Source organism: Nocardia elegans NBRC 108235 (genome assembly GCF_001612845.1).
Taxonomy (GTDB): Bacteria; Actinomycetota; Actinomycetes; order Mycobacteriales; family Mycobacteriaceae; genus Nocardia; species Nocardia nova.
Map to the genome: position 1 here is coordinate 77,126 of NZ_BDBF01000012.1, position 24,862 is coordinate 101,987.

Genomic DNA, 24,862 nt, shown 5'->3' on the forward strand with positions numbered 1-24,862 from the left:
GCCGGGTCGTCACCACTCGTCCATCACCCTTTCGATCACCGGACCGACCTCGGAGAGTGCGTGAGGATGACTCAACTCGAGATGACGCGCATCGACCACCTTGTTGTAAACCTCACCGGTGACATAGACACGCCACTGCTTCGCGAGTTCATCGTGGTCGGAGTGATCCTTTCCCGCGGTGAAGAAGATCAGATCTCCGTCGAAAACGTCGGGCCGGTAATCATCGGCGATGTGACTCGCGGTCTCGAAGCTCGCCATCACCCGATCGACCTGTTCGGCGGTGAAGAGCCCGGTGCCGGTCACCTGATCGCGGATGACGGCCCATGCTTGTTCGTAGGTGTCGGCTTGCGCTTCGTCTCCGAGGCCGAACAACTCTCGCCAGCCGCCGAGCAGGTCTGCCATCAGCTGCCCCGGCGCCGGTTCTTCCACCACTGCGGGCGAAGCAATCGGCTCCTCCGGTGTGGCGAGGGCGCTGTCCAGTACGGCCAGCATTCCGACCGGTTCACCGTCGCACCGAAGTCGCGCCGCCATGGCATGTGCGATTTGCCCACCCAATGACCAACCGAGCAGGTGGTACGGCCCGTTCGGCTGAACACGACGAATCTCGGCCACATAGCGGTCGGCCAGTTCTTCCACCGACTCGGCCGGTGGTTCGCTCGCCACTACGTGGGGGTCCTGCAATCCGTAGACCGGTCGATCACTGTCGAGATGTTCGAGCAGGCCACCGTAGAACCACGCCAGCCCGCCGGCGGGGTGCACAGCGAACAGCGCGGGTTTCGTTCCGTGCGCGCGCAGTGGAAGCAACACGTCCAGGCCCGAGCCACCGCCCGTCGCCTCGTCGGCCCTGCGCGCCAGTACCTTCGGCGTCGCGTCGTCGAACATCCACGGCAATGCGATCGTTACACCACGCGCCCGCAGCTCGGTGACCACCATCGTGGCCAGCAGCGAATTGCCGCCCAGATCGAAGAACCCATCCGATACGCCGACCCGCTGTACTCCCAGCACTTTCGAATAGACGTCACTGATCAGCTTCTCCGTGCGCGTACGCGGTGCCACGAATTCGTCGCCGGACACGTCGAAATCAGGGGCGGGCAACGCCTTTCGATCGAGCTTGCCGTTGACCGTCAACGGCAGATCCGGCAGAACCATGACCGCCGACGGCACCATGTAGCCGGTCAGGACCTGCGCAGCGACCTCCCGGACTTCGCCCGGTTCGATCGGCTGCCCGTCGACGCCCACGACGTAACCGATCAGCTGATCCACGCCGCGCTCGTGGCGATGGACTGCCACGGCGGCCCGTGTCACGCACGGATGCCGCAGCAGCGCCGCCTCCACCTCACCCGGTTCGATCCGATAACCGCGCAGCTGTACTTGTGCGTCGGCACGGCCGGCATACGTCAACTCCAGACCGCTCGCAGACTTCTGCCACCGGCCGACATCTCCGGATCGGTACAACCGGGCGCCACTCGGATCGAACGGGTTCGCCACGAATCGGCCTGCGGTCAGCGCCGGAGCCCTCAGGTAGCCGCGCGCGAGTTGCTCACCGGCTACGTAGATCTCCCCGGCGACACCGATCGGCACCGGCTGCAACCGGGAGTCGAGTACGTACACCTTCAAGCCCGGCAGCGGTGCTCCGATTCCGGCCCGACCCGCCCCGTCGATTTCGGTCGACGTCACATGCACAGTCGTCTCGGTGATTCCGTACATGTTGACCAATCGCGGCGATTCCGGGGAATGAGCCAGGAACCAGCCCGCCAACCGTGACGTATCCAATTCCTCACCGCCGAATACGACGTACCGCAGGGCGAGATCACCCGCCCCGCAACCGGATTCGCGGTAGGAGCGCTCCGCATCGGCGAACCCGTAGAACGCCGACGGAGTCTGGCTCAGGACCGTCACGCGCTCCCGTACCACGAGATCGACCATCTCCTGCGGGGACCGGGACGTGTCGTAGTCGACAACCACCACCCTGCCACCGGAAAGCAGCGCACCCCACATTTCCCACACCGCGAAATCGAAGGCATACGAATGGAACAGCGTCCACACATCCTCGGGACCGATGTCGAATCGCTCGGCCGCATGGGTGAACAAGGTGACCGCGTCACGATGGCTGACCGCCACTCCCTTGGGACGGCCCGTGGACCCCGACGTATAGATCACGTAGGCGAGATTGTCCGGCCGCGGCTTCGGCAACGCCGCATCGTGACAGGCCGCGATCGCCCCCACACAATCCTCGGCAATTATCAGCGGTGCGGGGTATTCCGGAATCGCCGCCGCCATATCCGCCGAGATCAGCACCGCCGCCGGAGCGGCGTCGTCCAGTATGAACCGCAATCGTTCGGGCGGGTATGCCACATCCAACGGCAGGTAGCCGGCACCCGCCCGCACCACCGCGAGCAGGCCGACGACCAGTTCGACAGAGCGCGGCAGCGCCACTGCCACCAGCGATTCCGGTCCCACCCCCTGCTCGGCCAACCGCGCGGCCACTTCACCGGCACGCCGATCGAGCTCCGCATAGGTCAGCTGTGTGACGCCGTCGGTCACGGCGACCGCGTCCGGCTGCGCCGCGACCCGCTCGACGAACAGCTCCGCCAGCGTCGTGTCCGCGACCGGGACGCCCGGCTGGCCCGCCGCGCTGAGCAATTCGCGCCTCTGCACCGGACCGATGATGTCGATATCGCCCACCGGCACCGCCGGATTCGTGGTCGCCTCCTCCAGCGTCCGCACGAACGCCTGCGCGAACCGAGTCATCGTCTCCTCGACGAAAAGATCGGTGGCGAAGGTCAATCGACCCACCATGCCGGCGGGACGCCCCGCCTCGTCCACCTGCTCGACCAGCTTCACGGCCAGGTCCGCCTGTGCCTGATCGAAGCCGCCCTCCACCGGCTCGATGGTGAGCCCCGGCAGTTCCAGTGCGGCCCTGCTGAGGTTCTGCACATCGAGCGTGACCTGGTAGAGCGGCAGATGCGCGGTCGACCGGGGCGGATTCAGCATCTCCACGACGTGCTCGAAGGGCACCTCGGCGTGCGCGAAGGCGGCAAGATCCGTATCACGCGTCACGGCCAGCAATTCGGCGAACGGTTGATTCGGCGACACCCGCGATCGCAACACGAGGGTGTTGACGAACATCCCGATCAGATCGTCGAGCTCGCGCTCCCCGCGCCCGGCGACCGGGGTGCCTATCGCGATATCGTCCACCCCCGCCAGCCTGGACAGCAGGACGGTCAACGCGGCGTGCAGCACCATGAAGGCCGTCGCGTTCGACGCGCGTGCGACGGCATCGATGCGGGTGTGCAATGCGACGGGCAGCTCGAAATCGATTGCGCGGCCTCGCATCGACGCCACCGGCGGCCGTGGCAGATCGGTCGGCAACTCGAGCAGGTCGGGCAGCCCGTCGAGGGTCTGCTTCCAGAACCGCAACTGCTGGGACGCGACCGAGTCCGGATCGTTCTCATCGCCGAGCAATTCACGTTGCCACAGCGCGTAGTCCGCGTACTGGACCGACAGGGCCGGCCATGTCGGCTCCGTCCCCTGCCGAGTCGCCTCGTACGCCACAGCGACATCCCGCGCCAGCGGCATCATCGATTGCCCATCGGCACAGATGTGGTGCACACAGACGACCAGTACATGGTCACGGTCGTCGACAGCGAACAGTTCGATGCGCACGGGTGGCGCCTGTCGCACATCGAAACCGCTCGATACGGCCGCGACCACGCGTTCCATCAGATGCGGTTCATCGATCCGGACGGGCGTCAGGGCGGGTACGACCTCGTCTCCGGCGACGGCGACCTGGTGCGGCATGTCGTCGGCCACCGGGAACTTGGTCCGCAGCGACTCGTGCCGGTCGACGACCAATCCGCACGCGCGCCGCAGTGCGTCGAGATCGAGTTCTCCCCGCAACCGGACCACCAGTGGGATGTTGTACGCGCCGACCGAGGTGTCGAACTGGTTGAGGAACCACATCCGTTGCTGCGCCGGTGACAGCGGCACGAATGCCGGCCGAGGTCGCGGACTCAGCGGCCTCCGAACGTGCCGGTCGTAGGTCGCCGTGCGAGCCGCGAGATCGGCAACCGTCGCCGCTTCGAACAGATCCCGGACACCGATGCGCACCCCGAGGGCCGCGCTCAACCGCGCAGTCACTCGCGTCGCCGACAGCGAATCTCCACCGAGGTCGAAGAAATTGTCCACTGCCCCTACGCGGTCGACGTTCAACACCTCCCCGAACACCTCCGCGACGCGACGCTCGGCGTCGGTGCGTGGGGCGACCCACTCCTTGATACCCGTGAATGCCGGCATGGGAAGCGCCCGGCGGTCGAGTTTGCCGGTGGTGGTGAGGGGCAATTCGGCGAGCGTCACGAACACGTCGGGCACCATGTGCGCGGGCAGCCGCAACCGCGCGGCGGCCCGCACATCGTCCGGGTCCACCTTGTCGGCGGCGACGAGATAACCGACGAGCCGGCCGATGCCGCGTTCGTCCTTTCGCAGCGCGACACCCGCACGCTCGATCCCGGGACAGCCGGCCAGGACGGACTCGATCTCGCCGAGTTCGATGCGCTGCCCGCGAATCTTGACCTGGAAATCGCGGCGGCCGAGATATTCGAGCGTGTGCTGCGGTGTCCAGCGGGCCAGGTCGCCGGTGCGGTACATGCGTGAACCTGCCGCAGCGAACGGATCGGCCACGAACGCGGCGGCGGTCGCCGCGGGCCGGTTCACGTAGCCACGAGCCAGCTGTACACCGGCCAGGTACAACTCCCCCACCACCCCGACCGGCACCGGCCGCAACCACTCGTCCAGCACGACGGCCTCGACACCGCGCATCGGGGCCCCGATCGTCACCACGTCACCGGGATACAACTCGCCGATCGCGGCCAGGATCGTGGTTTCGGTGGGTCCGTATCCGTTCAGCAACCGCCGTCCGGGCGCCCACACCGCCACGGTCTCGGCCGTGACCGCCTCGCCGCCGGCGGCCAGCACCCGCAACGAGTCGAGTCCGGTGGGCGACATCGTCGCCAGCACACTCGGGGTCAGGAAGGCATGCGAAACTCGCTGCGCCGCCATGAGTTCCCGCAGCGCCTCGCCGGCGAACAGCTCCGGCGGCGGCACCACCAGCGTCGCGGCGTTGCTGTGTGCCAGCAGCACCTCGAGCACCATCACGTCGAAGCCGGGTGCGGCGCCGAGCAGCACCCGCGACCCGCTGTCGGCACCGAAGCGATCACGTTGTACCGCTGCGAAATTCGCCAGTCCCTCATGGGTGACCGCGACCCCCTTCGGTGTCCCCGTCGAGCCCGAGGTGTAGATCACGTATGCCGCATCCCGGATATGGGGGGTGCGTGTGCGTTCTGCCGTGGTCACGACGGACGCCGGGTGCGAGGCGATGGTTTCCGCGGTGTCCGGGTGGTCGAGAACCAGCACGCGCACCGCGTCGGGAAGCAACTGCCGCGATGCCGAGTCCGTAATCGCCACTCGCACACCGGAGTCTGCGATCATGTGCCCGACTCGCTCGGCCGGATTCCGAGTATCGACCGGCACGAAAGCCGCACCCGCTTTGGCCACCGCCCACAACGCGACGACGAACTCCACCGACCGCGGCATCACCAGCGCGACCTGATCTCCAGGGCCTACACCCCAGCCGATCAAGTGTCGCGCCATCCGGTTCGACCAGGCGTCCAGCTCACGATAGGACACCGTGCGTTCGCCCGAAATCATCGCTGCGGCAGCGGGTTCGGTGGTCGGGCCCACTGCGAGCAGCTCCGCCGTCAAGCGCGGCGCTTCGGCGCTGCCACCCGAAGCGGGTACCAGCTCGCGACGCTCGCGCGCGGACAACAGGTCGATCGCGCCGAGCGGTGTACGCGGATGGGTCGTGACCGCGCGCAGCACCGCCTCGACACGTGCGGCAAGACCGGCCGCCATGACGTCGTCGATACGCGACCGCTGGTACCGGACTCGGACATGCAGTTCGTCGGTGTGATGCGCTTGCACCGTGATCGGGTAGTGCGTGGCGTCGCTGCCTTCCGCCGAGACCACCCGCATCCCGTCGATGTCGGCGTCACCCATGCCGCTGCTGTCGACCGGATAGGACTCGAAGACGACCAGTGTGTCGAACAGTTGAGTGCCGCCCGCGGCCGCCATGATCTGCGACAGTTCTACGTAGTGGTGTTCGAGGAGACCGGTGTTCTCGGCCTGCAACCGATTCAGCGCGTCCTCGACGGTCAGGTTCCGGCTCACGTCGGCGACGACCGGGATTGTATTGATGAACAGGCCGATCATCGACTCGACGCCCGGCAGGTCGGCCGGCCGGCCGGAAACAGTGCTGCCGAATACGACGCGTTCGACGCCGAGCAGATTGCCGAGTACCAGCGCCCAGGCGAACTGCACGATCGTCGCCATCGTCACCGCTCGGGCCCGGGCGAATTCCACCAACTCCGCCGTGACGGCGTGATCGAGCACGATCGCCAGATCGATCGGGATGTCGGTGGTCGCCGCCGAGTGTGGATCGGCGACCAGTGTGGGCTCACCGATGTCGGACAGCGCATCTCGCCACGCCGCGATACTGGTCGACCACTCGCGCCGGTCCAGCCAGTCCAGGTAGTCGCGGTACGACGCGACGTCGGGCAACAGTTCCGCCCGGGTGTCCACCGCATACAGGCCGATCAGCTCACGCCACAACAGCGGCAAGGACCAACCGTCCACCAGGAGGTGATGCGCCGTCAACACCAGCCGGAAGTCCTGCGGCCCGACGACGATGAACAAGAATCGCAGCAGCGGTGGGTCGGCCGGCTCGAATGTGGCCGTCCGCTCGGCTGCGAGCAGGTCATCCAATTGCTCTGCGCCGGTGGTCAACTCGATTCTGCGCCAGCCGGCGGTGGTGTGGGCGGGCACGATCTGCGCGGGCACGCCGTCGGCCGTGCGGGTGAAAGCGGCTCGCAGGTTGGGGTACCGCTCGAGCAGGGCGTTCGCAGAACGCTCGAGCCGGTTCTCATCGACGATGCCGGCCAGGGCGAGCACCGATTGAGCTGTGTAGACGTCGAGCCGGCCGGTGGCGAGTTCGGCGTGGAACAGCAACCCCGCCTGCAGCGGCGCCAGCGACCATACGTCGGTCAGCGCACCGTACCGGTCGGCGAATGCGTCCAGGTCGGGCTGGGTGAGGTCGACGAGCGGGACGTCGGCGCGGGAGAGACCCCAATCGGGGTTCGCGCAGGCCGCCTCGGCGATCGCGGTCACGGCGTCGACCCATTCGCCGACGAGTTCGGCGACGTCGTCGTGTTCGAGCAACCGCGAGGCGTAGCCGATGTGTGCCGACAGCTCGGGTCCGGCCGTAGTGTCCGCGATATTGACGTCGATCGTCAGCACGGCCGCGGCGGGCATATCCGGATCGAATGCGGCCCGCCGGTCGAACTGTTCATCGGTCGGCACCCATGCCAGGTCCGACAAGGACGTGAGATCGACGCCGGCGCGGCCGAGATTGTTGTAGCTGATCTGTGGCTCCGGCGAGACTGCGAGCCGGTCGGCGGTGTCGGCGTTCGAATAGCGCAACAGACCGTATCCGATGCCCTTGTCCGGGATCGCGCGCAACTGATCCTTTACGGACTTGACCGCCGCGCGCGGATCCGCGAGTGCGATTCCACTCAGGTCGAGCGCAACCGGGTACGCGTTGGTGAACCACCCCACGGTGCGTGAGACGTCGGCGCCCGCAGCGATCTGCTCTTCACGTCCGTGGCCCTCCAACAAGACTTTCACGCCCTCGTGGGTGACACCGCGCCGCTTGCGCCAGCGTGTCACCGCCACGGCCAGTGCGGCGAGCAGAGCATCGTCGATGCCGCCGCGAACGGCACCGGGCACCGCATCGAGCAACACCGAGGTGCACGCTGCCGGAATGGACACTGCCAGATGCCGCACGGTCGACTGAGTATCGACTGCGGGATCCAATGCCGCACGGCCGAGCAGCGGATCGGCGGCCGCACTCATCCGATGCCACAGTTCGAATTCACCGGCGCGATCCTCAGCGGCAGCACCCAGCGCGTACGCCCACCGGCGCATGGACGTGCCCTGCGTCGGCAGCTCCACCGGTTGCCCGTGTGTGACCTGTTGCCAGGCGGCCACGAAGTCGGGGATCAGGATGCGCCACGACACCCCGTCGACCGCCAGGTGGTGAATCACGATGAGGGCCCGGGCCTCGGCATCGACACCCGGTTCGGGAACCAGGCACACGACCTGCAGCATCCGGCCCGTGGCCGGATCCAGACCGTCGGACGCGGCAGCCAGCGCCGCTTCCACCACGGCCGTGAAACCGTCGCTGCCCGGCGCCTCGCCGGCACGGAATGTGCGGGTCAGAACCGACCCCGCGGCGTCAGCGGCGGACTCCGGTAGCACCTCCAGCCGTCGTTCGCGCAACCGCGAGCGCAGCATGTCGTGCCGTTGAAGAACCGCCTGCACGGTCGCGGTCACGTCGTCGACTCGCACGTCACCGGGCAACCGCACCACCATCGATTGCGCGAACCGATCCGGTGCCCCGAGTCGGTCGACGAACCACGACACGATCGGCGTGAAGGGGACCTCTCCCACTCCGCCCTCGGGCAGCTCCGCGAGCGATGTCCGTTCGGAAGCCGCCGCAACCTGCGCCAGTCCGCGAACGGTCTTGCGCTCGAAGATGTCCCGGGCGGTCACGACGACACCTGCGGACTTGAGCCGCGATGCCAGCTGGATCGACATGATGGAGTCACCGCCGAGCGCGAAGAACGATGTTCCCGCGCCGACCGACGCGATGCCGAGAACGTCGGCGAAGGCAGCCGCGATAGTACGTTCCAGGTCGGTCGCCAATGCCGGCACATCGTCTTCCTCCAACTCGAAGACGGGCTCCGGCAGCGCTTTCCGGTCCACCTTGCCGGTCGAGGCGAGCGGCATGCGGTCGAGCACCGTGACGACCGCCGGCACCATGTGCGCAGGCAAGGCGGCAGCGACATGGTCGAGCACCGCAGTCGATTCGAGGTCCGCCGCAGGGTCGGTCACGATATAGGCGGCGAGAATCGGTTGCCCACCGGGACCGGTTCGGTGCACGGTCACCGCGGAGACCACCTCGGGGTGCGCGAGCAGCGCGGCGTCGATTTCGCCGAGTTCGATGCGCTGGCCGCGAATCTTGACCTGGAAGTCGATGCGGCCGACGTATTCCAGCGCACCGCGCGCGGTCCAGCGGACCGTGTCACCGGTTCGGTACATCCGCGAGCCCGGTTCCCCATAAGGATTCGCCACGAACGCAGCCGCCGTCGCCACGGACCGATTCAGGTAGCCGCGCGCCAATTGAGCGCCCGAAAGGTAGAGCTCCCCTTCCACTCCGACCGGCACCGGCCGCAACCGCGCGTCCAGGACCACGGCCTGCGCACCCCGGATGGGCCCGCCGATGGTGATCACGTCCCCGGGCTGCACCGGATCGCTCATCGTGATCACGATCGTTGTTTCCGTCGGCCCGTAGATGTTGTGCAAACGCCGGCCCGGTGCCCAGGCGGCGACCACATCGGTCGCCACCATCTCCCCGCCGACCGCCAGCATCCGCACGCAATCGAGGCCGGCGGGCGACATCGTCGCCAGCACACTCGGTGTCAGGAACGCATGCGATACCCGGTGCGTCCTGATCAGCTCGGCCAGCTCCGAACCGCCGAACACCTCCGGTGGCGATACGACCAACGCCGCACCGGCGGCGTGCGCCATCAACGCCTCGAGCAGGACCGCGTCGAAGGCAGGCGCGGCCACTTGCAGCACCCGCGAGGTGCTGTCCACCCGGTACCGATCGCGCTGCTCGGCCGCGAAGCCCGCCAGTCCTTCGTGTGTGACGACAACGCCCTTCGGCTTTCCCGTCGACCCGGAGGTGTAGACCACATATGCCGCGTCTCGAATCTGCAAGGCCCGCGGGCGATCCGCGTCCATGACGGCGCGCTGTGGACACGAGGCGATATCGGCGGCCGAACGCGGGTCATCGAGCATCAGCCAGCGGACACCGTCCGGCAATGACGTGCGTGCTGCCTCGATCGTGATCCCGATCTCGACACCGGAATCGTTGACCATATGCCCGATGCGCTCGGCGGGATACCGCAGATCCACCGGCACGAACGCGGCGCCGGTCTTCGCGATCGCCCACATGGCGATGTGATAGTCGACCGACCGTGGCACGGCGAGCGCGACGAATACACCCGGTCCGACGTCCTGGGCCAGCAGATGAGCGGCGAGCCGGTTCGACCGACGGTCGAGCTCCCCGTAAGTGAGGGTCTCGCCGTCTCCGATCAGCGCGATCGCGAAGGGGTTCGCGACCGCGGCCGACGCGAGCAGCACGGGAAGCAGGCACGGCGAGGTCGTGCCGGCGCCACGTGCGGGAAGCAGGCGTTGCGCCTCCTCGGCACTCAGCAATCCGATGTCGCCCACCGGCCGGGTCGGATCGGCCGTGACCGCGTCGAGTACGCGAACGAACCGCTCCGCGAACGATGCCACGGTCGACTCCACGAAAAGATCTGTGGCGTAGACGATCTCGACGTCGATACCGGCGGGACGCTCATCCTCGACGCGTTCGGTCGCCAGCACGGTGAGGTCGGTTTTGGCCTGTGCCACGCCGGGATCGAGGAGTTCGACCTCGACACCGGACAACTCGAACCGGGCCGGGCGCATGTTCTGCAGCCCGAACATCACCTGGAACAACGGTGTATACGCGGTCGACCGGGGGCGCTCCAGGGCGTCGACCAGTCGTTCATAGGGCACGTCGGCGTGCGCGAGCGCCTCCACATCGGTGTGGCGCACCTCCGACAGAAATTCGCGGAACGACCGGTCCTCACGTACCCGCGTGCGCAACACGACGGTGTTGACGAACATGCCGACCAGATCGTCCAGCGCCTGGTCGCCGCGCCCGGCAACCGGGGTGCCGACACAAATGTCTTCGCTGTGGGCGGTGCGAGCCAGCAGGATCGCCAGCGCCGCATGGAGCACGACGAACACGGTGACGCCTTCGCGGTGTGCCAGCCGCACCACAGCGTCGTGCAGCCGCGGCGGCACCGCGACGTCGATGCTGCCGCCGGCCGTCGAGACAGTGGCCGGCCGGGGCCGATCGGTCGGAAGGTCGAGCATTTCCGGGGCGTCATCGAGAACATCGCTCCAGTAGGCGATCTGCCGCGCCGACAGCGACGCCGGATCGTCCTCGGCACCCAGCATGTCGCGCTGCCACAGCGCATAGTCGGCGTACTGCACTTTCAGCGGTTCCCATTGCGGCACAAGCCCGTTCACACGTGCTTCGTAGGCGGCGAAGATGTCGCCGGCCAGCGGCGCCATCGAGGAGCCGTCGGCGGCGATGTGATGAGCCACGAGCACGATCACGTGCTCTTCGGCGCCGATGCGGTACAGCCGTGCACGCACGGGCGCCGAATGCGCGATGTCGAAACCCGCGCCGGAGGCCTGGCGGATCCGGTCGGTCAGCTCGAGCTCGCCGGCGACCGTTTCGGGAACAAGCGCCAGTTCCGCCGCCATGGCGGACACGTCGTGCACCACTTGGCACGGCTCGCCGTCGACGGCGGGATATGTCGTCCGCAGCGGCTCGTGCCGGGCCACCACGTCGAGCAGCGCCGCCTGCAGCGCAGCGACGTCCAGGGCACCGGTCAACCGCGCCGCGAAACAGATGTTGTACGCCGCCGACACGGTGTCGAACTGATTGAGGAACCACATCCGTCGCTGGGCCGCCGCCAGCGGCACGGTCGCCGGCCGTGTCCGCGGTGCGAGGGGAATCGTCGTGGAGTCGGTGCGCCGGGCGAGGTGCTCGGCGAGTCGTGCGATCGTCGGCTCGTCGAAGATGTCACGGATGCCGGCCTCGACACCGAGGGCTGCCTGGGCCCGCGCCGCTATCCGCGCGGCCGAGAGCGAGTTGACACCGATCTCGAACAAGTTCGCCGTCACGCTCACGCGATCGGCTCCCGTGACCTGCGCGACGATATTCGCGAGTACCGTTTCGCGATCGGTTCGAGGTGGCACGAATTCCTCGCCATCGTCGAACGTCGGCTGCGGCAACGCGGCTCGATCGAGCTTGCCGTTCGCGGTGAGCGGCATCGAGTCGAGCACTTCCACCGCGGCCGGAACCAGGTACGGCGGCAGCGAGCGAGTGAGCTGGTCGCGAATCGCGCGACCGTTGGTTGTCGCGCCCGGTGCCGGCGTCACGTATCCGACGATCCGATCCGAGGTGGCGACAACAACCGCACGAGCCACCTCCGGCAGTGCGGACAGCGCGGCTTCGATGTCGCCGGGTTCGACCCTCTGTCCGCGGACCTTCACCTGGAAGTCGCTGCGGCCCAGGAATTCCAGCTCGCCGGCCTTCGTCCACCGGACCAGATCGCCGGTGCGGTACAGCCGCTCCCCCGGGTCACCGAACGGGTTCGCGACGAAGGCCGCGCACGTAAGAGCGGAACGAGCGTGATAACCCCGCGCCAGCTGTACACCCGAGACGTACAGATCGCCGACCACCCCGATGGGCACCTGCCGCAGCCGCGCATCGAGCACATGAACCCGCATACCGGCGACGGGTGTACCGATCGGAACCGTCGCGCGGGGCGTCACGCCGGGCAGGCACCGCCGGGAGGTGACGACCTCTGCCTCTGCGGGGCCGTACCAGTTCACCAGATCCGCGTTCACGAACACCTGCGCCGCGGCGTCGACTGTGCGCTGTGCCAGCGCCTCTCCCGCGACGAATACCCGCCGCACGGACGACATCTGCGGGGAGCTCGTGGATTCGAGAAGCACGTCGAGCATCGACGGGACGAAGTGCACCGTGCCGACCTGATGGCGCGCGATGACATCGGCGATGTACGCCGGATCGCGGTGTCCGTCCGGCGCGGCGATCACGATCCGCGCGCCGGTCTGCAACGGCCAGAACAATTCCCAGACCGCGATATCGAACGTGATCGGAGTTTTGTGCAGCACCACGTCCGCCGTGCTGTGCGGCCACTGCTGCTGTGCCCACGCCAGCTGACTCACAGTCGCTGCGTGAGTGAGGGCGACTCCCTTCGGTACACCGGTGGAGCCGGAGGTGAACAAGACGTAGGCACAGTGTCCCGCCTCGAGCGGCGCGCGCCGCTGGGCGTCGGTGATCGGGCTGTCGGGCATACCCGTCAGGTCCAGTCGATCGATCCGCACGGAGTCGAATTCATCCGGCAGTTCGGCGCCGTCGGACGTGGTGGTGAGCACCACCAGCGGCTGTGCCGCGTCCAGCACACGCGCGAGACGCGCACTCGGATGATCCGGATCGATCGGAAGGAACGCGGCGCCGGACTTCACCACGGCGTACAGAGCCGTCATGAGATCGGCGGAGCGGCGCACGGCCACTGCCACAACGGTTTCGGGCTCCGCGCCACGGGCGATGAGCCATCCGGCCAGACGATTGACGCGGGCGTCGAAATCCCGGTAGGTCAACACGTCACCGTCCGGGCCGACGATCGCCGGAGCGTCGGGCGTGCGCGCTACCTGTTCGTCGAAGGCATCGACAAGGGTTCGGCCCGTCACGACGGCGCCGCCGGTGTCGTTCCACCGTTCCAGTAGCTTCCGGTCGTCGGAACCGAGCAGATCGATCCGATCGACGGCCGTGCCGGCATCGGATGCCGCGACATCGAGAACGTGCACGAACTGCTCGGCGAAGCGTCGCACGGAGTCTTCGTCGAAAAGATCTGTGGCGTATGTCATGCGCAATCGCATGCCGGCCGGCTCGTTGTGTGTGCCGTGTTCCTCGGTCATCATGAGCAGCAAGTCGTAGATCGCGGCGCTGTCGCCGGGGTCGACGCTCTCGGCAGTGAGACCGGGAAGCTCGACCCGTGCCCGCGCCATGTTCTGGTAAGCGAGCATCACCTGGAACAACGGGGTGTGCGCCGTCGATCGTGGCGGATTCAGCGCATCGACGAGCTGCTCGAACGGAACATCGGCATGGTCGTATGCCTCGATATCGGTGCGCCGCACATCGTGGAGCAGGCTCATGAATGTCTGATCGGGCGTGATGCGGGTGCGCATGACCAACGTATTGACGAACATCCCGACCAGATCGTCCAACGACCGGTCGCCGCGGCCGGCGTGGGGCACACCGATGGTGACGTCGTCGCTGCCGGACAGTTTCGACAGCACGATGGCCAGCGCGGTGTGCACCACCATGAACGTCGTGGCCCCGGCTCTGCGCGCCAGCGACTCCACCCGCCCGTGCAGTTCAGCGGAGATCGCGACGTGGGTCACCGCTCCGCGTTGAGTCTGCTCGATCGGCCGCGGCCGATCGGTGGGCAGCTCCAGCAGCTCGGGGATACCCGCCAATCGAGTTCGCCAGTAGGCGATGTCGCGGGCGACGTAGGAGTCCGGATCGTCCACCGAGCCGAGCACCTCGCGCTGCCACAGCGCGTAATCGGCGAATTGGAGGGGCAACGGCGCCCATTCCGGCGCGGTGCCACTGGACCGCGCCCGGTAGGCGGTGACGATATCGGTGGCCAGGGGCGCCACCGAATAGCCGTCGCAACTGATGTGATGGACAGCCATCGCGATCGTCCAGGTGGTGTCCGACAGCTGAAACAGCGCGACGCGCAACGGCACTCGCTGTGAAACATCGAATCCGATGCTCGAGAATTCGGTCAGCCGCTGCGCCAGCTCGCGCTCGCCGATCGGCTGAGGCGTGAGATCGCACGTGGCGAGCACGTCGGCCGCATCCAGCACAACTTGAGCCGCAGTACCGTCGACTGCCGGGTATACCGTACGCAAGCTCTCGTGCCGCTCGATGACGTCGCCCACGGCCGCTGCCAGCGCATCGATATCGAGGACGCCTTCGAGCCGAATCGCCAGCGGCACAACGTATCCCGCCGATTCGGGATCGAATTGGTTGAGCAACCACATCCGATTCTGCGCTTGCGACAGCGGAAGGCGATCCGGCCGGGAGCGCCGGGTCGGCGCAGGAAGGCCCGGTACCGCACGCAAATGCCCGATACGCTCGGCGAGGTCGGCCACAGTCGATGCCGCGAAGATCACGTGCACCGGTATGGATACGTCGAGAATATGGCCGATGCGGCTCAATGCGCGCGTCGCGAGCAGCGAATTGCCGCCCAGGTCGAAGAAGCTGTCGTCGGCGCCGACCACCGGCAGCTCGAGAAGCTCGCCGAAGACCCCGGCGATGGCCTGTTGGACAAGACCTTTCGGCTCCCGGTACTCGGACGGATGGGTGCCCGCTTCCGGTACCGGCAACGCCCTGAAATCGACCTTGCCATTCGCCGTGAGCGGGATCGAGTCGACCCGTACCACCGGCGCCGGCACCATGTAGGCGGGCAATCGCTGCAGCAGGAAACTTCGCACCTGCCTGACGTCGAGCGCGGGTTCGGCCACCACGTAGGCGACCAACCGCTGCTCGCCGCCGTCGGCGCGTACCTGCGCGACGGCCCCGTGCACCTGCTCGTGGGCGAGCAACGCCGCTTCGACGTCACCGAGTTCGATCCGCAGCCCGCGAATCTTGACCTGAGAGTCCCCGCGACCGACGTACCGGATATCTCCGCCCTCGTCCCAGCGGACCAGGTCGCCGGTGCGATACAGGCGACCGCCGGCGGCACCGGCGAAAGGATCGGCGACGAATGTCGCCGCCGTCGGACCCGGCCGCCGGTGATAGCCACGCGCCAATTGGATTCCGCCCAGGTACAACTCGCCGGTCACCCCGGGGGGAACCGGACGCAGCCGCGAATCCAGCACGTGGACGACCACGTTGGCTTCGGGAGCTCCGATCGGCACCGCGACGGCATCGAAATCCTCGATCCGGTGGGCGGTCACGCTCACCGCGGCCTCGGTCGGCCCGTACAGGTTGTCGATGCGCGCGTCGCTGAGATCGCGGAATCGGCGGACGGTGTCGGCCGGGAGCGCCTCGCCGATGCACAGCACACGGCGCAGGTCGGGGAACGCGCCGGGAGTGGCCACGTCGACGAAGGCCGAGAGCAACGAGGGGACGAAGTCCACGGTCGTCACCCGGTGCTCCGCCATCACCCGGGCCACGGCAGCGGGGTCGGCGTGCGCGTCGGGACCCGCGACAACCAGCGACGCGCCGCACGTCAACGCCGAGAAGAGCTCCCAGATCGACAGATCGAACGTGAAGGGCGTCCGCAGCAGCATGACGTCGTCGCCGCCCAGCCGGTAGTGATCGCGCATCCACCGCAGTTGGTTCACGACCGCGGCGTGCGGAATGGCGACCCCCTTCGGCACACCCGTCGACCCGGATGTGTAGATGACATAGGCCAGATCGTCCGCACGCAACGGCCGAATCCGGTCGGCGTCGGTCACCGGCGCGCCGTGAATGTGGGCGGTCTCGAGCTCGTCGAGCGTCCACACCGCAACGTCGTCGGGCAGAGTCACCGTGTCGGCGCGACGGGTGAGGACCGCGCTCGGCCGTGCGGCGGTGAGCACGGCCCGCAGGCGGTCGATCGGATGATCCGGATCCAGGGGCAAGTAGGCCGCGCCGGCCGCGTGGATCGCATACAGGGTGGTCAGCATCTCGACGGAGCGCCGCATCGCCACCGCCACAACGGTTTCCGGGCCGATCCCGCGTGCGATCAGCGCGCGGGCGAGTGAATTCACTCGCGCAGCGAACTCACCGTAGGTGAGTCGATCCCCGGTCTCGGCGGCCAGAACCGCCGTGTGCGCCGGCGTCGCCGCCGCCTGCGCCGCGAACATCTGCGCAATCGTCGAGCTCGTACGGCGGATGGTCTCCCCCGTCGAGCGTGCGGTGAGTACGCGTGCCTCGTGTGCCGACAGCAGATCGATGTCGCCGACGGCCCGGGCAGGATCGGCGACGACCGCGCGCAGGAGCGACAGGTAGCGCTCGAACATCGTGGCGATCGTCGTCTCGTCGAACAGGTCTGTGGCGTACCCGAACTCGACTGTCATCTCGCCCGGTTCGCCAGCGGGTCCGAGAGTGTCGACGAGGTTCAGATGCAGGTCGTATTTGGCCACGCTCGGGTCGGGCATGTGAGCTGAAACCGTCAGGCCGTCGAACGTCACCGTGGGGATGTCGATGTTCTGGAACGAGAATCCGATCTGGGTCAACGGAGCGTGGGCCGTTGTGCGCTGCGGGTTCAGCACCTCCACGAGGCGTTCGAACGGGATATCGGCATTCTCGAAGGCGGCCAGATCGGTGGCCCGGACCTGTTCCAGAATCCGGGTGAAGGACGCATCGGGCTCGATGCGCGTCCGCAGCACCAGTGTGTTGACGAACATACCGATCAGACCGTCGAGTCCCGGCTCTCCACGACCTGCGATGGGCGTACCCACTGCGATGTCATCGCTTCCCGACAGTCGCGCCAGCAGCGCCGCGAACGCGGCGTGCGTCACCATGAACACCGTGGTGTCGTGGCGGCGGGCCAGCCCGGCCAGGTCGCGATGCAGGTCGGCCGGCACAGTCGTCGACACCGTCGCCCCGCGGAACGATTGCTGTACCGGTCGCGGACGGTCGGTGGGCAGGTCGAGCACCTCGGGCAGATCGGCGAGAGTTGCCTGCCAGTACGCGATCTGGGCCACGGTGGCACTGTGTGGGTTGTCTTCGGTACCCAGCAGCTGACGTTGCCACAAGGCGTAATCCGCGTACTGCACGGGCAACGGCGCCCATTGCGGAGCCTGCTGCCGAGTGCGAGCTCGGTAGGCGGTCGTCAAGTCGGCGGCGAGGGGGGCGAGCGATGAACCGTCGATACTGATGTGATGAACCACGAGAACCAAGGTGTGCTCGTCGGTCGCAGTGCGCAGCAGCGTGATTCGGCATGGCACGGCGGAGGTGACGTCGAACCCGGCCGCGACTTCGGCGGCGATCCGTGCCTCAACTTCATCCGCCGCGACGGGCACCGGGGCCAGCGTCGGCAGAACGGCATCCACCGGGACGATCACCTGGTGCGGGCCGCTTTCGCTGTCCGGGTAGACGGTACGAAGGGACTCGTGCCGGTCGAGCACATCCGCGATCGCGGCGTGCATGGCGCTCACGTCCAGGGCTCCCGACATGCGCACGACCAGCGGAACGTTGTATACCGCAGAGCCGGTGTCGAATCGGTTGAGGAACCACATGCGGGTCTGGGCGGGTGACAGTGGGATTCGGTCCGGACGCTGCTGTGGCTCGAGCGGTGCTCGTCCGCCCGCGTCGGCGGTGCGGAGGCGCTCCGCCAACGCCATGACGGTGTCCGCCTCGAACAGGGCGCGCAGGGGTACGTCGACGCCGAACGCGCTGCTCAAGCGGGCCGCGGCACGGGTAGCCGACAGCGAATTGCCGCCGAGATCGAAGAAGCTGTCCAAGACACCGACTTGCTCGATGCCCAGAACTTCCGCGAAGACATCCGCGACGCTCTGCTCGGCCGCGTTGCGAGGTGCGACGAACTCGGTGGTCGTCGCGGCGAAGACCGGTTCCGGCAGTGCCGCTCGATCGACTTTGCCCACCGACGACAGCGGCAGCGTGTCGAGCACCATCACCGTCTCGGGCACCATGTGGGAGGGCAAGCGCTGCGCGACATGGTTCAACAGTTCCGCTGTGTCGATATCGGCTCCGGCGGGAACCACGTAGCCGGCCAGTCGAGTGCCGCCGTCGGTCGCGACTCCTACGGCGACTGCTGCCGCGACGTGGGGATGTCCGGACAGAACGGATTCGATTTCACCGAGTTCGATCCGCTGGCCGCGGATCTTGACCTGGAAATCGGTGCGCCCGACATATTCCAGCGTGTGCTCCGGTGTCCAGCGGGCGAGATCGCCGACGCGGTACATGCGTGTGCCCGGCGCACCGAACGGATTCGCGACGAACGACGCGGCCGTCCGGGCGGGCCGATTGAGATATCCGCGAGCCAGCTGGATGCCGGCGACGTACAACTCTCCGGTCACCCCGACCGGCACCGGCCGCAATGACGCGTCCAGCACCACAGCCTCTACTCCACGGATCGGACCACCGATCGTCACGAGGTCTCCGACACACAACGGATCACTGATCGCGACCATGATCGTGGTCTCGGTCGGTCCGTACCCGTTGAACAGCTGTCGTCCCGGCGCCCATACCGCCACGGTTTCCGAGGACACGGCCTCTCCACCGGCCACCAGCACCTGCAGCGAATCCAGTCCGGCGGGCGACATCGTCGCCAGCACGCTCGGTGTCAGGAACGCGTGGGAAACCTGGTGTGTCCGAATCAGTTCCGCCAGCTCACGGCCGGCGAACACATCCGGGGGCGAGATCACCAGCAGGGCGCCGTTGGTGTGCGCCATCAACAGCTCCAGCATCACCGCGTCGAAACCGGGCGCGGCCACCTGCAGCACGCGCGATCTCGAATCGGCCCGGTAGCGCTCACGCTGTTCGGCCGCGAAGTTCGCCAGGCCCGCGTGGGTGACCGCCACGCCCTTCGGTGTGCCTGTCGATCCCGAGGTGTAGATCACGTATGCCGTATCCGCGGCTCGGCAGGGGCGTATCCGGTCCGCGTCCGTGACGGTGGCGGCCGATCGTGTCGCGAGCGACGCCTGCGTGTCCGGATCGTCGAGAACCAGCGCTCGAACCGCGGTCGGGAGCAGGTTGCGCGAATTGTCGATGGTGATCGCGATCCGCACGCCGGAGTCCGCGATCATATGTGCAACACGTTCTGCCGGGTTGCGAGGATCGACCGGAACGAACGCGGCACCCGCCTTGGTCGTCGCCCACAGTCCGACCACGAATTCCACCGACCGAGCCATCATCAACGCGACGTGCTCGCCCGGGCCCACGCCCTCCTGGATCAACACTCGCGCAAGACGATTCGACCACTCGTCCAATCGGCCGTAGGACACCGAGTACGCACCGGACACAATCGCAGGCGCATCGGGATCTCCGCCCAGCAAGTTCGCCAGCACCGACGGTTCTACGCCGGCGCCACCCGACGCGGGCACCAGCTGCATCCGCTCGAGCCCCGACAACAACTCCACGTCACCGACCTGCGCCCCCGGGTTCGATACGAAGGCCTCGAGAATACGGTTCAGCCGCGCGGCGAGCTCCTCGATCGTGCCCCGGTCGAACAGGTCTGTCGCGTAATTGATTCGCAGTGCGACGTCGCCGCCCGCAGCCGAGTTCTCGGCCACCGTGACGATGAGGTCCACCTTTGCCGGCTGGGGCCCCGGATCCAGGATCTCGACGGTGAGTTCAGGAAGCTCCAGTCTCGGCCGGTCCATGTTCTCGAAGGCCAGATAGACCTGACATAACGGGGCATACGCCGACGAATGTGCCGGATCGAGCTTCTCCACGATGCGTTCGAACGGCAGATCCCGGTAGGCGAAGGCGTCGACGTCGATATCTTTGACGCGCGCCAGGAATGCGGTGAGTGATTCGTCGTCGCGCACCTCGGTGCGCAGCGGCACCGTATTGACGAACATTCCGATGAGCTGCTCGAGCGCGCGTTCACCTCGGCCCGCGACCGGTGTTCCGATGGTGATGTCCGAGGAACCGGACAGTCGGGCGAGCAGCACGGCCAGTGCGGCATGAACGACCATGAAGGTCGTGACATTCGCGGTGCGCGCCAACCGCTCGATCTCGCCGAAGGTCTGAGCCGGGATCACCGTGTGCGCGACGTCGCCGCGCAGGGATCGGCGGCTGGGGCGCGGGCGATCGGCGGGGAGTTCCAGCACCGGCGGCATGCCCGCCAGTCGCTGTGTCCAGTAACCCAATTGCTGCGCCGCCACCGAGTTCGGATCGTTCTCGTCGCCGAGCAGTTCCCGGTGCCAGACGCTGTAATCGGCGTACTGCACCGTCAACGGCTGCCAGTCCGGAGTCTTCTCCTCCGACCTCGCGCTGTACGCGGCTGCCACATCGGCGGCGAGCGGTCGCAGAGATGAGCCGTCGCAGCAAATATGGTGCAGCACAAGAACAAGGACGTGGCACCGCCGGTCGCCGGTCGCAAGCAGCGCGCCCCTGATCGGCGGACCGAGCCGCACATCGGTCCCGGCCGAGGCCAGCTCTCGAATCCGGTTCTCGATCTCGTCGGGGTCGGTGGGCTTCGGCGTCAGATCGAGTTCCGCGACGACTTCCTCGGCCGGCAGAACGACCTGTGTCCCGGTACCGTCCACGGCCGGGTAGAAAGTGCGCAGTGACTCGTGCCGGTCGATCACGTCGGTCAGGGAGGCACGCAGTGCCGCGGTGTCGAGACGTCCGGTCAGCTGCATCACCAACGGAATGTTGTATGCGGCAGAAGCCGGATCGGCTTGGTTGACCAGCCACATTCTGTTCTGCGCGGGTGCCAGCGGAACCGGCCCGGACCGCCGCGCCGGGCTCAGCACCGGCCGGCGAGCGTGGTGGCCGGCCTCGATATGCGCGGCGAGTTCGGCGACCGTCGGTTTACCGAACAGGTCGCGGACCGACACATCGCGTCGGGTCACCTCAGCGATGCGCACGGCCGCGCTGGTCGCGGTGAGCGAATTGCCGCCGAGTTCGAAGAAACTGTCCGACACGCCAACCCGCTCCAGGTCGAGAACCTCGGCGAAGACGTCTGCGATCGACTCTTCGACAGCGGTGCGCGGCGCGACGTACGCTGCGGCCGAATCGAATACCGGATCCGGCAGCGCACGGTGGTCCACCTTGCCGTTGACCGTGAGCGGCAAAGCCGCCAATACGACGATGCCCGCGGGGACCATGTATTCCGGCAGCCGCGCACCGACATGTGCGCGAAGGGATTCGGTTTCGCAGATGGCATCGTCGGCCGGCACGACATAGGCGACCAGCCGGGCCGCCTCCGTGCCCGGGCGGTGTACGACGACGACGGCCGCCGACACCGCACTGTGACTCAACAGTGAGTTACGAATTTCGTCCAGCTCGATCCGGAACCCGCGCAGTTGCACCTGCTGGTCGGCTCGGCCACGATATTCCAACTCGCCGTTGTGGTTTCGTCGTGCCACGTCACCGCTGCGGTACAGGCGCTCGCCCGGCTTCCCGAACGGATTCGCGACGAAGCGTCCGGCGGTCAACGCAGGGCGGTTCAGGTAACCGCGCGCGAGTTGAGCGCCCGCGACGTAGATCTCGCCCCACGCGCCGAGCGGGACCGGGCGAAGGCGTTCGTCCAGGACGAATGTTCGCAGACCCGGCAACGCCGGCCCGATCGCGCTCGGCGCGCCCGGCGCGGCGATGTCGCGTGTGAGCCCGAGGTAGGTGACGAAGACCGTGGTTTCGGTGATCCCGTAACTGTTGGCCAGCACAGGCGAGTTCGGGTTGTGCTCGTACCAGTCGGCCAAACCCGCCGGATCCAGCGCCTCGCCCGAGAGGATGACCAATCGAAGCGATAGCGCACCGTCCGGCTCCCCTGCGGTGGCGTAGCGCTGCCGGGCGGCTGCGAACTGGAGGAACGCCGAAGGCGTCTGGTTGAAAACGGTCACCTTCTCACGGACCGCGAGCCGCACGACATCGTCGGGCGAACGCGTGGTCAGGCTGTCGACGATGACGACTCGGCCTCCGGTGACCAGGGCGCCGAATATTTCCCACACCGAGTAGTCGAACGCGAACGAGTGGAAGAACGTCCAGACGTCCTCGGCGCCCACTCCGATCTCGGCACACGTATTCATAAGGTAGGTGGAGACGGCGCGATGGGATATCGAGACTCCCTTCGGCCGGCCGGTCGATCCGGATGTGTAGATGACGTAGGCGACGTGGTCGGAACGCAGTGCGCCGGTGCGCTCGGCATCGCTGATCGGAGCCGAGCGGTCGCCGGGTTCTACACAGGTATCGTCGTCGAAGAGAACCACGCGTCCGGGGTCACCCGGAATATGCTCGCGCATACCCTGATTCGTCACGATGACGATCGGGTCGGCGTCGTTCAACACGTATTCGAGCCGCTCGGTCGGGTGAGCTACGTCCAACGGCAGGTATCCGGCGCCCGACTTCAGTACGGCCAGGACGACGACGATCAGATCGACATTCCGCGGCATGGCGATGGCCACGAGAGTCTCCGGCCCTGCGCCGAGGGCGATGAGCCTGCGCGCGAACCGTGTGGACGACTCGTCCAGTTCGCGGTAGGTGAGCGCTGTCGCGCCGTAACTGACAGCCACCGCGGACGGACTGGCGGCAGCCTGCCGGGCCAGGAGGTCCACCAGAGTCTCGCCGGGCGATTCTCCGTGGCGGCCGGCGAGTTCCTCTACGATTCGCAGCTTCTCGCCGGGGTCGACGAGCGGGACGTCGATAATGGCGGTGCCCGCCGGCGACTCGATCATCCGGTGCAGGAATGCGATGAATCGGTGCGCATGCAGTTCGAGTTCATCCTGGTCGTACAGGTTCGCGTTGCCGTGCAATTCGATCAGCAGCGGCGCCTCGGCGCCGGGCCGATACAGGTTCAGCTGCAGGTCGTCGAGCACCCCGGACGTCAAGGCACGGTAGCGGCCCTCCGCTGACCCGAGGCGAATCTCGGAGTCGAAGAAGAGAACATTGACGATCGGCCCGAACGAACTCGCCGCCGCGTCCAGCGCATTCGAGTCTCGGCGCAGGTCCTCGAATCGGTAGAGCTGATGCCGCATCGCCGAGACGAGTTCGGACACCGAGGCGCCGACCAGCTCCTCGACGGTAGTTGTCGCGTTCACACTGAATCGGATCGGCACCATGTTCGCCAACATGGCGGCGGCATTGCGCAGTTTCATCGTCACGCGCCCGCTCACCGGCATCGACAGCACCACATCGTCGGTCCGTGTCATGCGGGCGAGGAACGCCGCGAATGCGGCGATCACCACTTGGGCGGCGGAGGCTTTCAGATCGTCGGCGAAACGGTCGAGCCGGTCGGACAACTGCGAGGGGAGCTGCCGGCCGACTACGCGGTCGTCCTTGCTCCAGCGTGCGGTGCGGCCCGACAGGCTTGCCGGCGTCGGAAGATCCGCGACCTTGTCGAGCCAATACGACTTGTCCGTCTCGAACCGAGAGCTGGCGCGGTAGGTCTGCTCCGTCTCGATGATCTCCCGCAACTTGGCTGCCACCAACTTCTTGGGCGGCCTGTTCTCGAGTATTGCGTTGTAATGTTCGGCTACTCGGGTGATGAGATTGAACGCACCGTAACCGTCGATCACCAGATGATGAGCACGCGCATACCACAGGTGCCGGTCCTCGGAGATCCGGATGAGCCGTGTCACCGCCAGCCGATCACGGCTCAGGTCGGCGACCTTGGTGTTGTAGTCGCGGCGCATCCACTCCATCGCCGCTTCGAACGGATCGTCCTCGGCACTGAAATCCAGTACGGGCTCGTCGTAGACGATGCTGCGGTCGACGAATTGGTATGGGCGACCATCGGATTCGACCACCCGCACCACCGGAGACTCGATCTCGAGCGCGGCGCGGTTGACCGCCAGAGCGAACACGTCGGCATCTATCGGGCCTTCGAGATCGACGTACTGCGCGATGTTGACGGCCGGTCCGCCCGGCATGCTGTCCGCGAACCACATACCGTGCTGCGCCCTCGAGAGCGGAATCAGATCCAGTTCGTCGTCGGCGGTTCCGGTTGACTTCAGATTCATCGTGTAATCCCTCGCTCAGACTCGCGGGCATTGCGGCACAACGGAACCACGCCGTACCACTATCCGAAATGTGTATTCATGCCTATTCGAGATCGAACCCGAACTACGACTGCATTCGAATACGCCGACCGACTGCGGTGCACGGCTCAGCTCGATGCACCCGCCCCCGAAACGGGCGAATTCTCTGCAGACAGCAGTGGTACGCATGCTGGATCGAGACGCTCGGCCGCGGAATCCGACTCACACGGCCCTTCTGCCCCTTCGGGATCCCCACCCACCAGCGGCATCGACAGCTATTCGAAGCCGCAGGGATCTTGGATCGGAACATTTTTCGCTGTCTCGGTGATTGCCGTTTGCGCCGTATAGACGACATGAGCGGTTCGCC

General features: G+C 66.9%; 1 protein-coding gene. It reads right to left on the reverse strand.

The window, feature by feature from the left end:
* Window positions 1–9: 9 nt before the first annotated feature.
* The gene (locus NE2_RS10390) at window positions 10–24,477 is read right to left on the reverse strand and encodes a non-ribosomal peptide synthetase (protein WP_063025733.1); all 24,468 of its coding nucleotides are present in this window, start codon (window positions 24,475–24,477) and stop codon (window positions 10–12) included.
* Window positions 24,478–24,862 lie beyond the last annotated feature (385 nt).

What these genes read in the sequence shown, in the direction of transcription:
- NE2_RS10390 (WP_063025733.1), bottom strand. Translation starts at nt 24,477, where the DNA reads ATGAATCTGAAGTCAACCGGAACCGCCGACGACGAACTGGATCTGATT.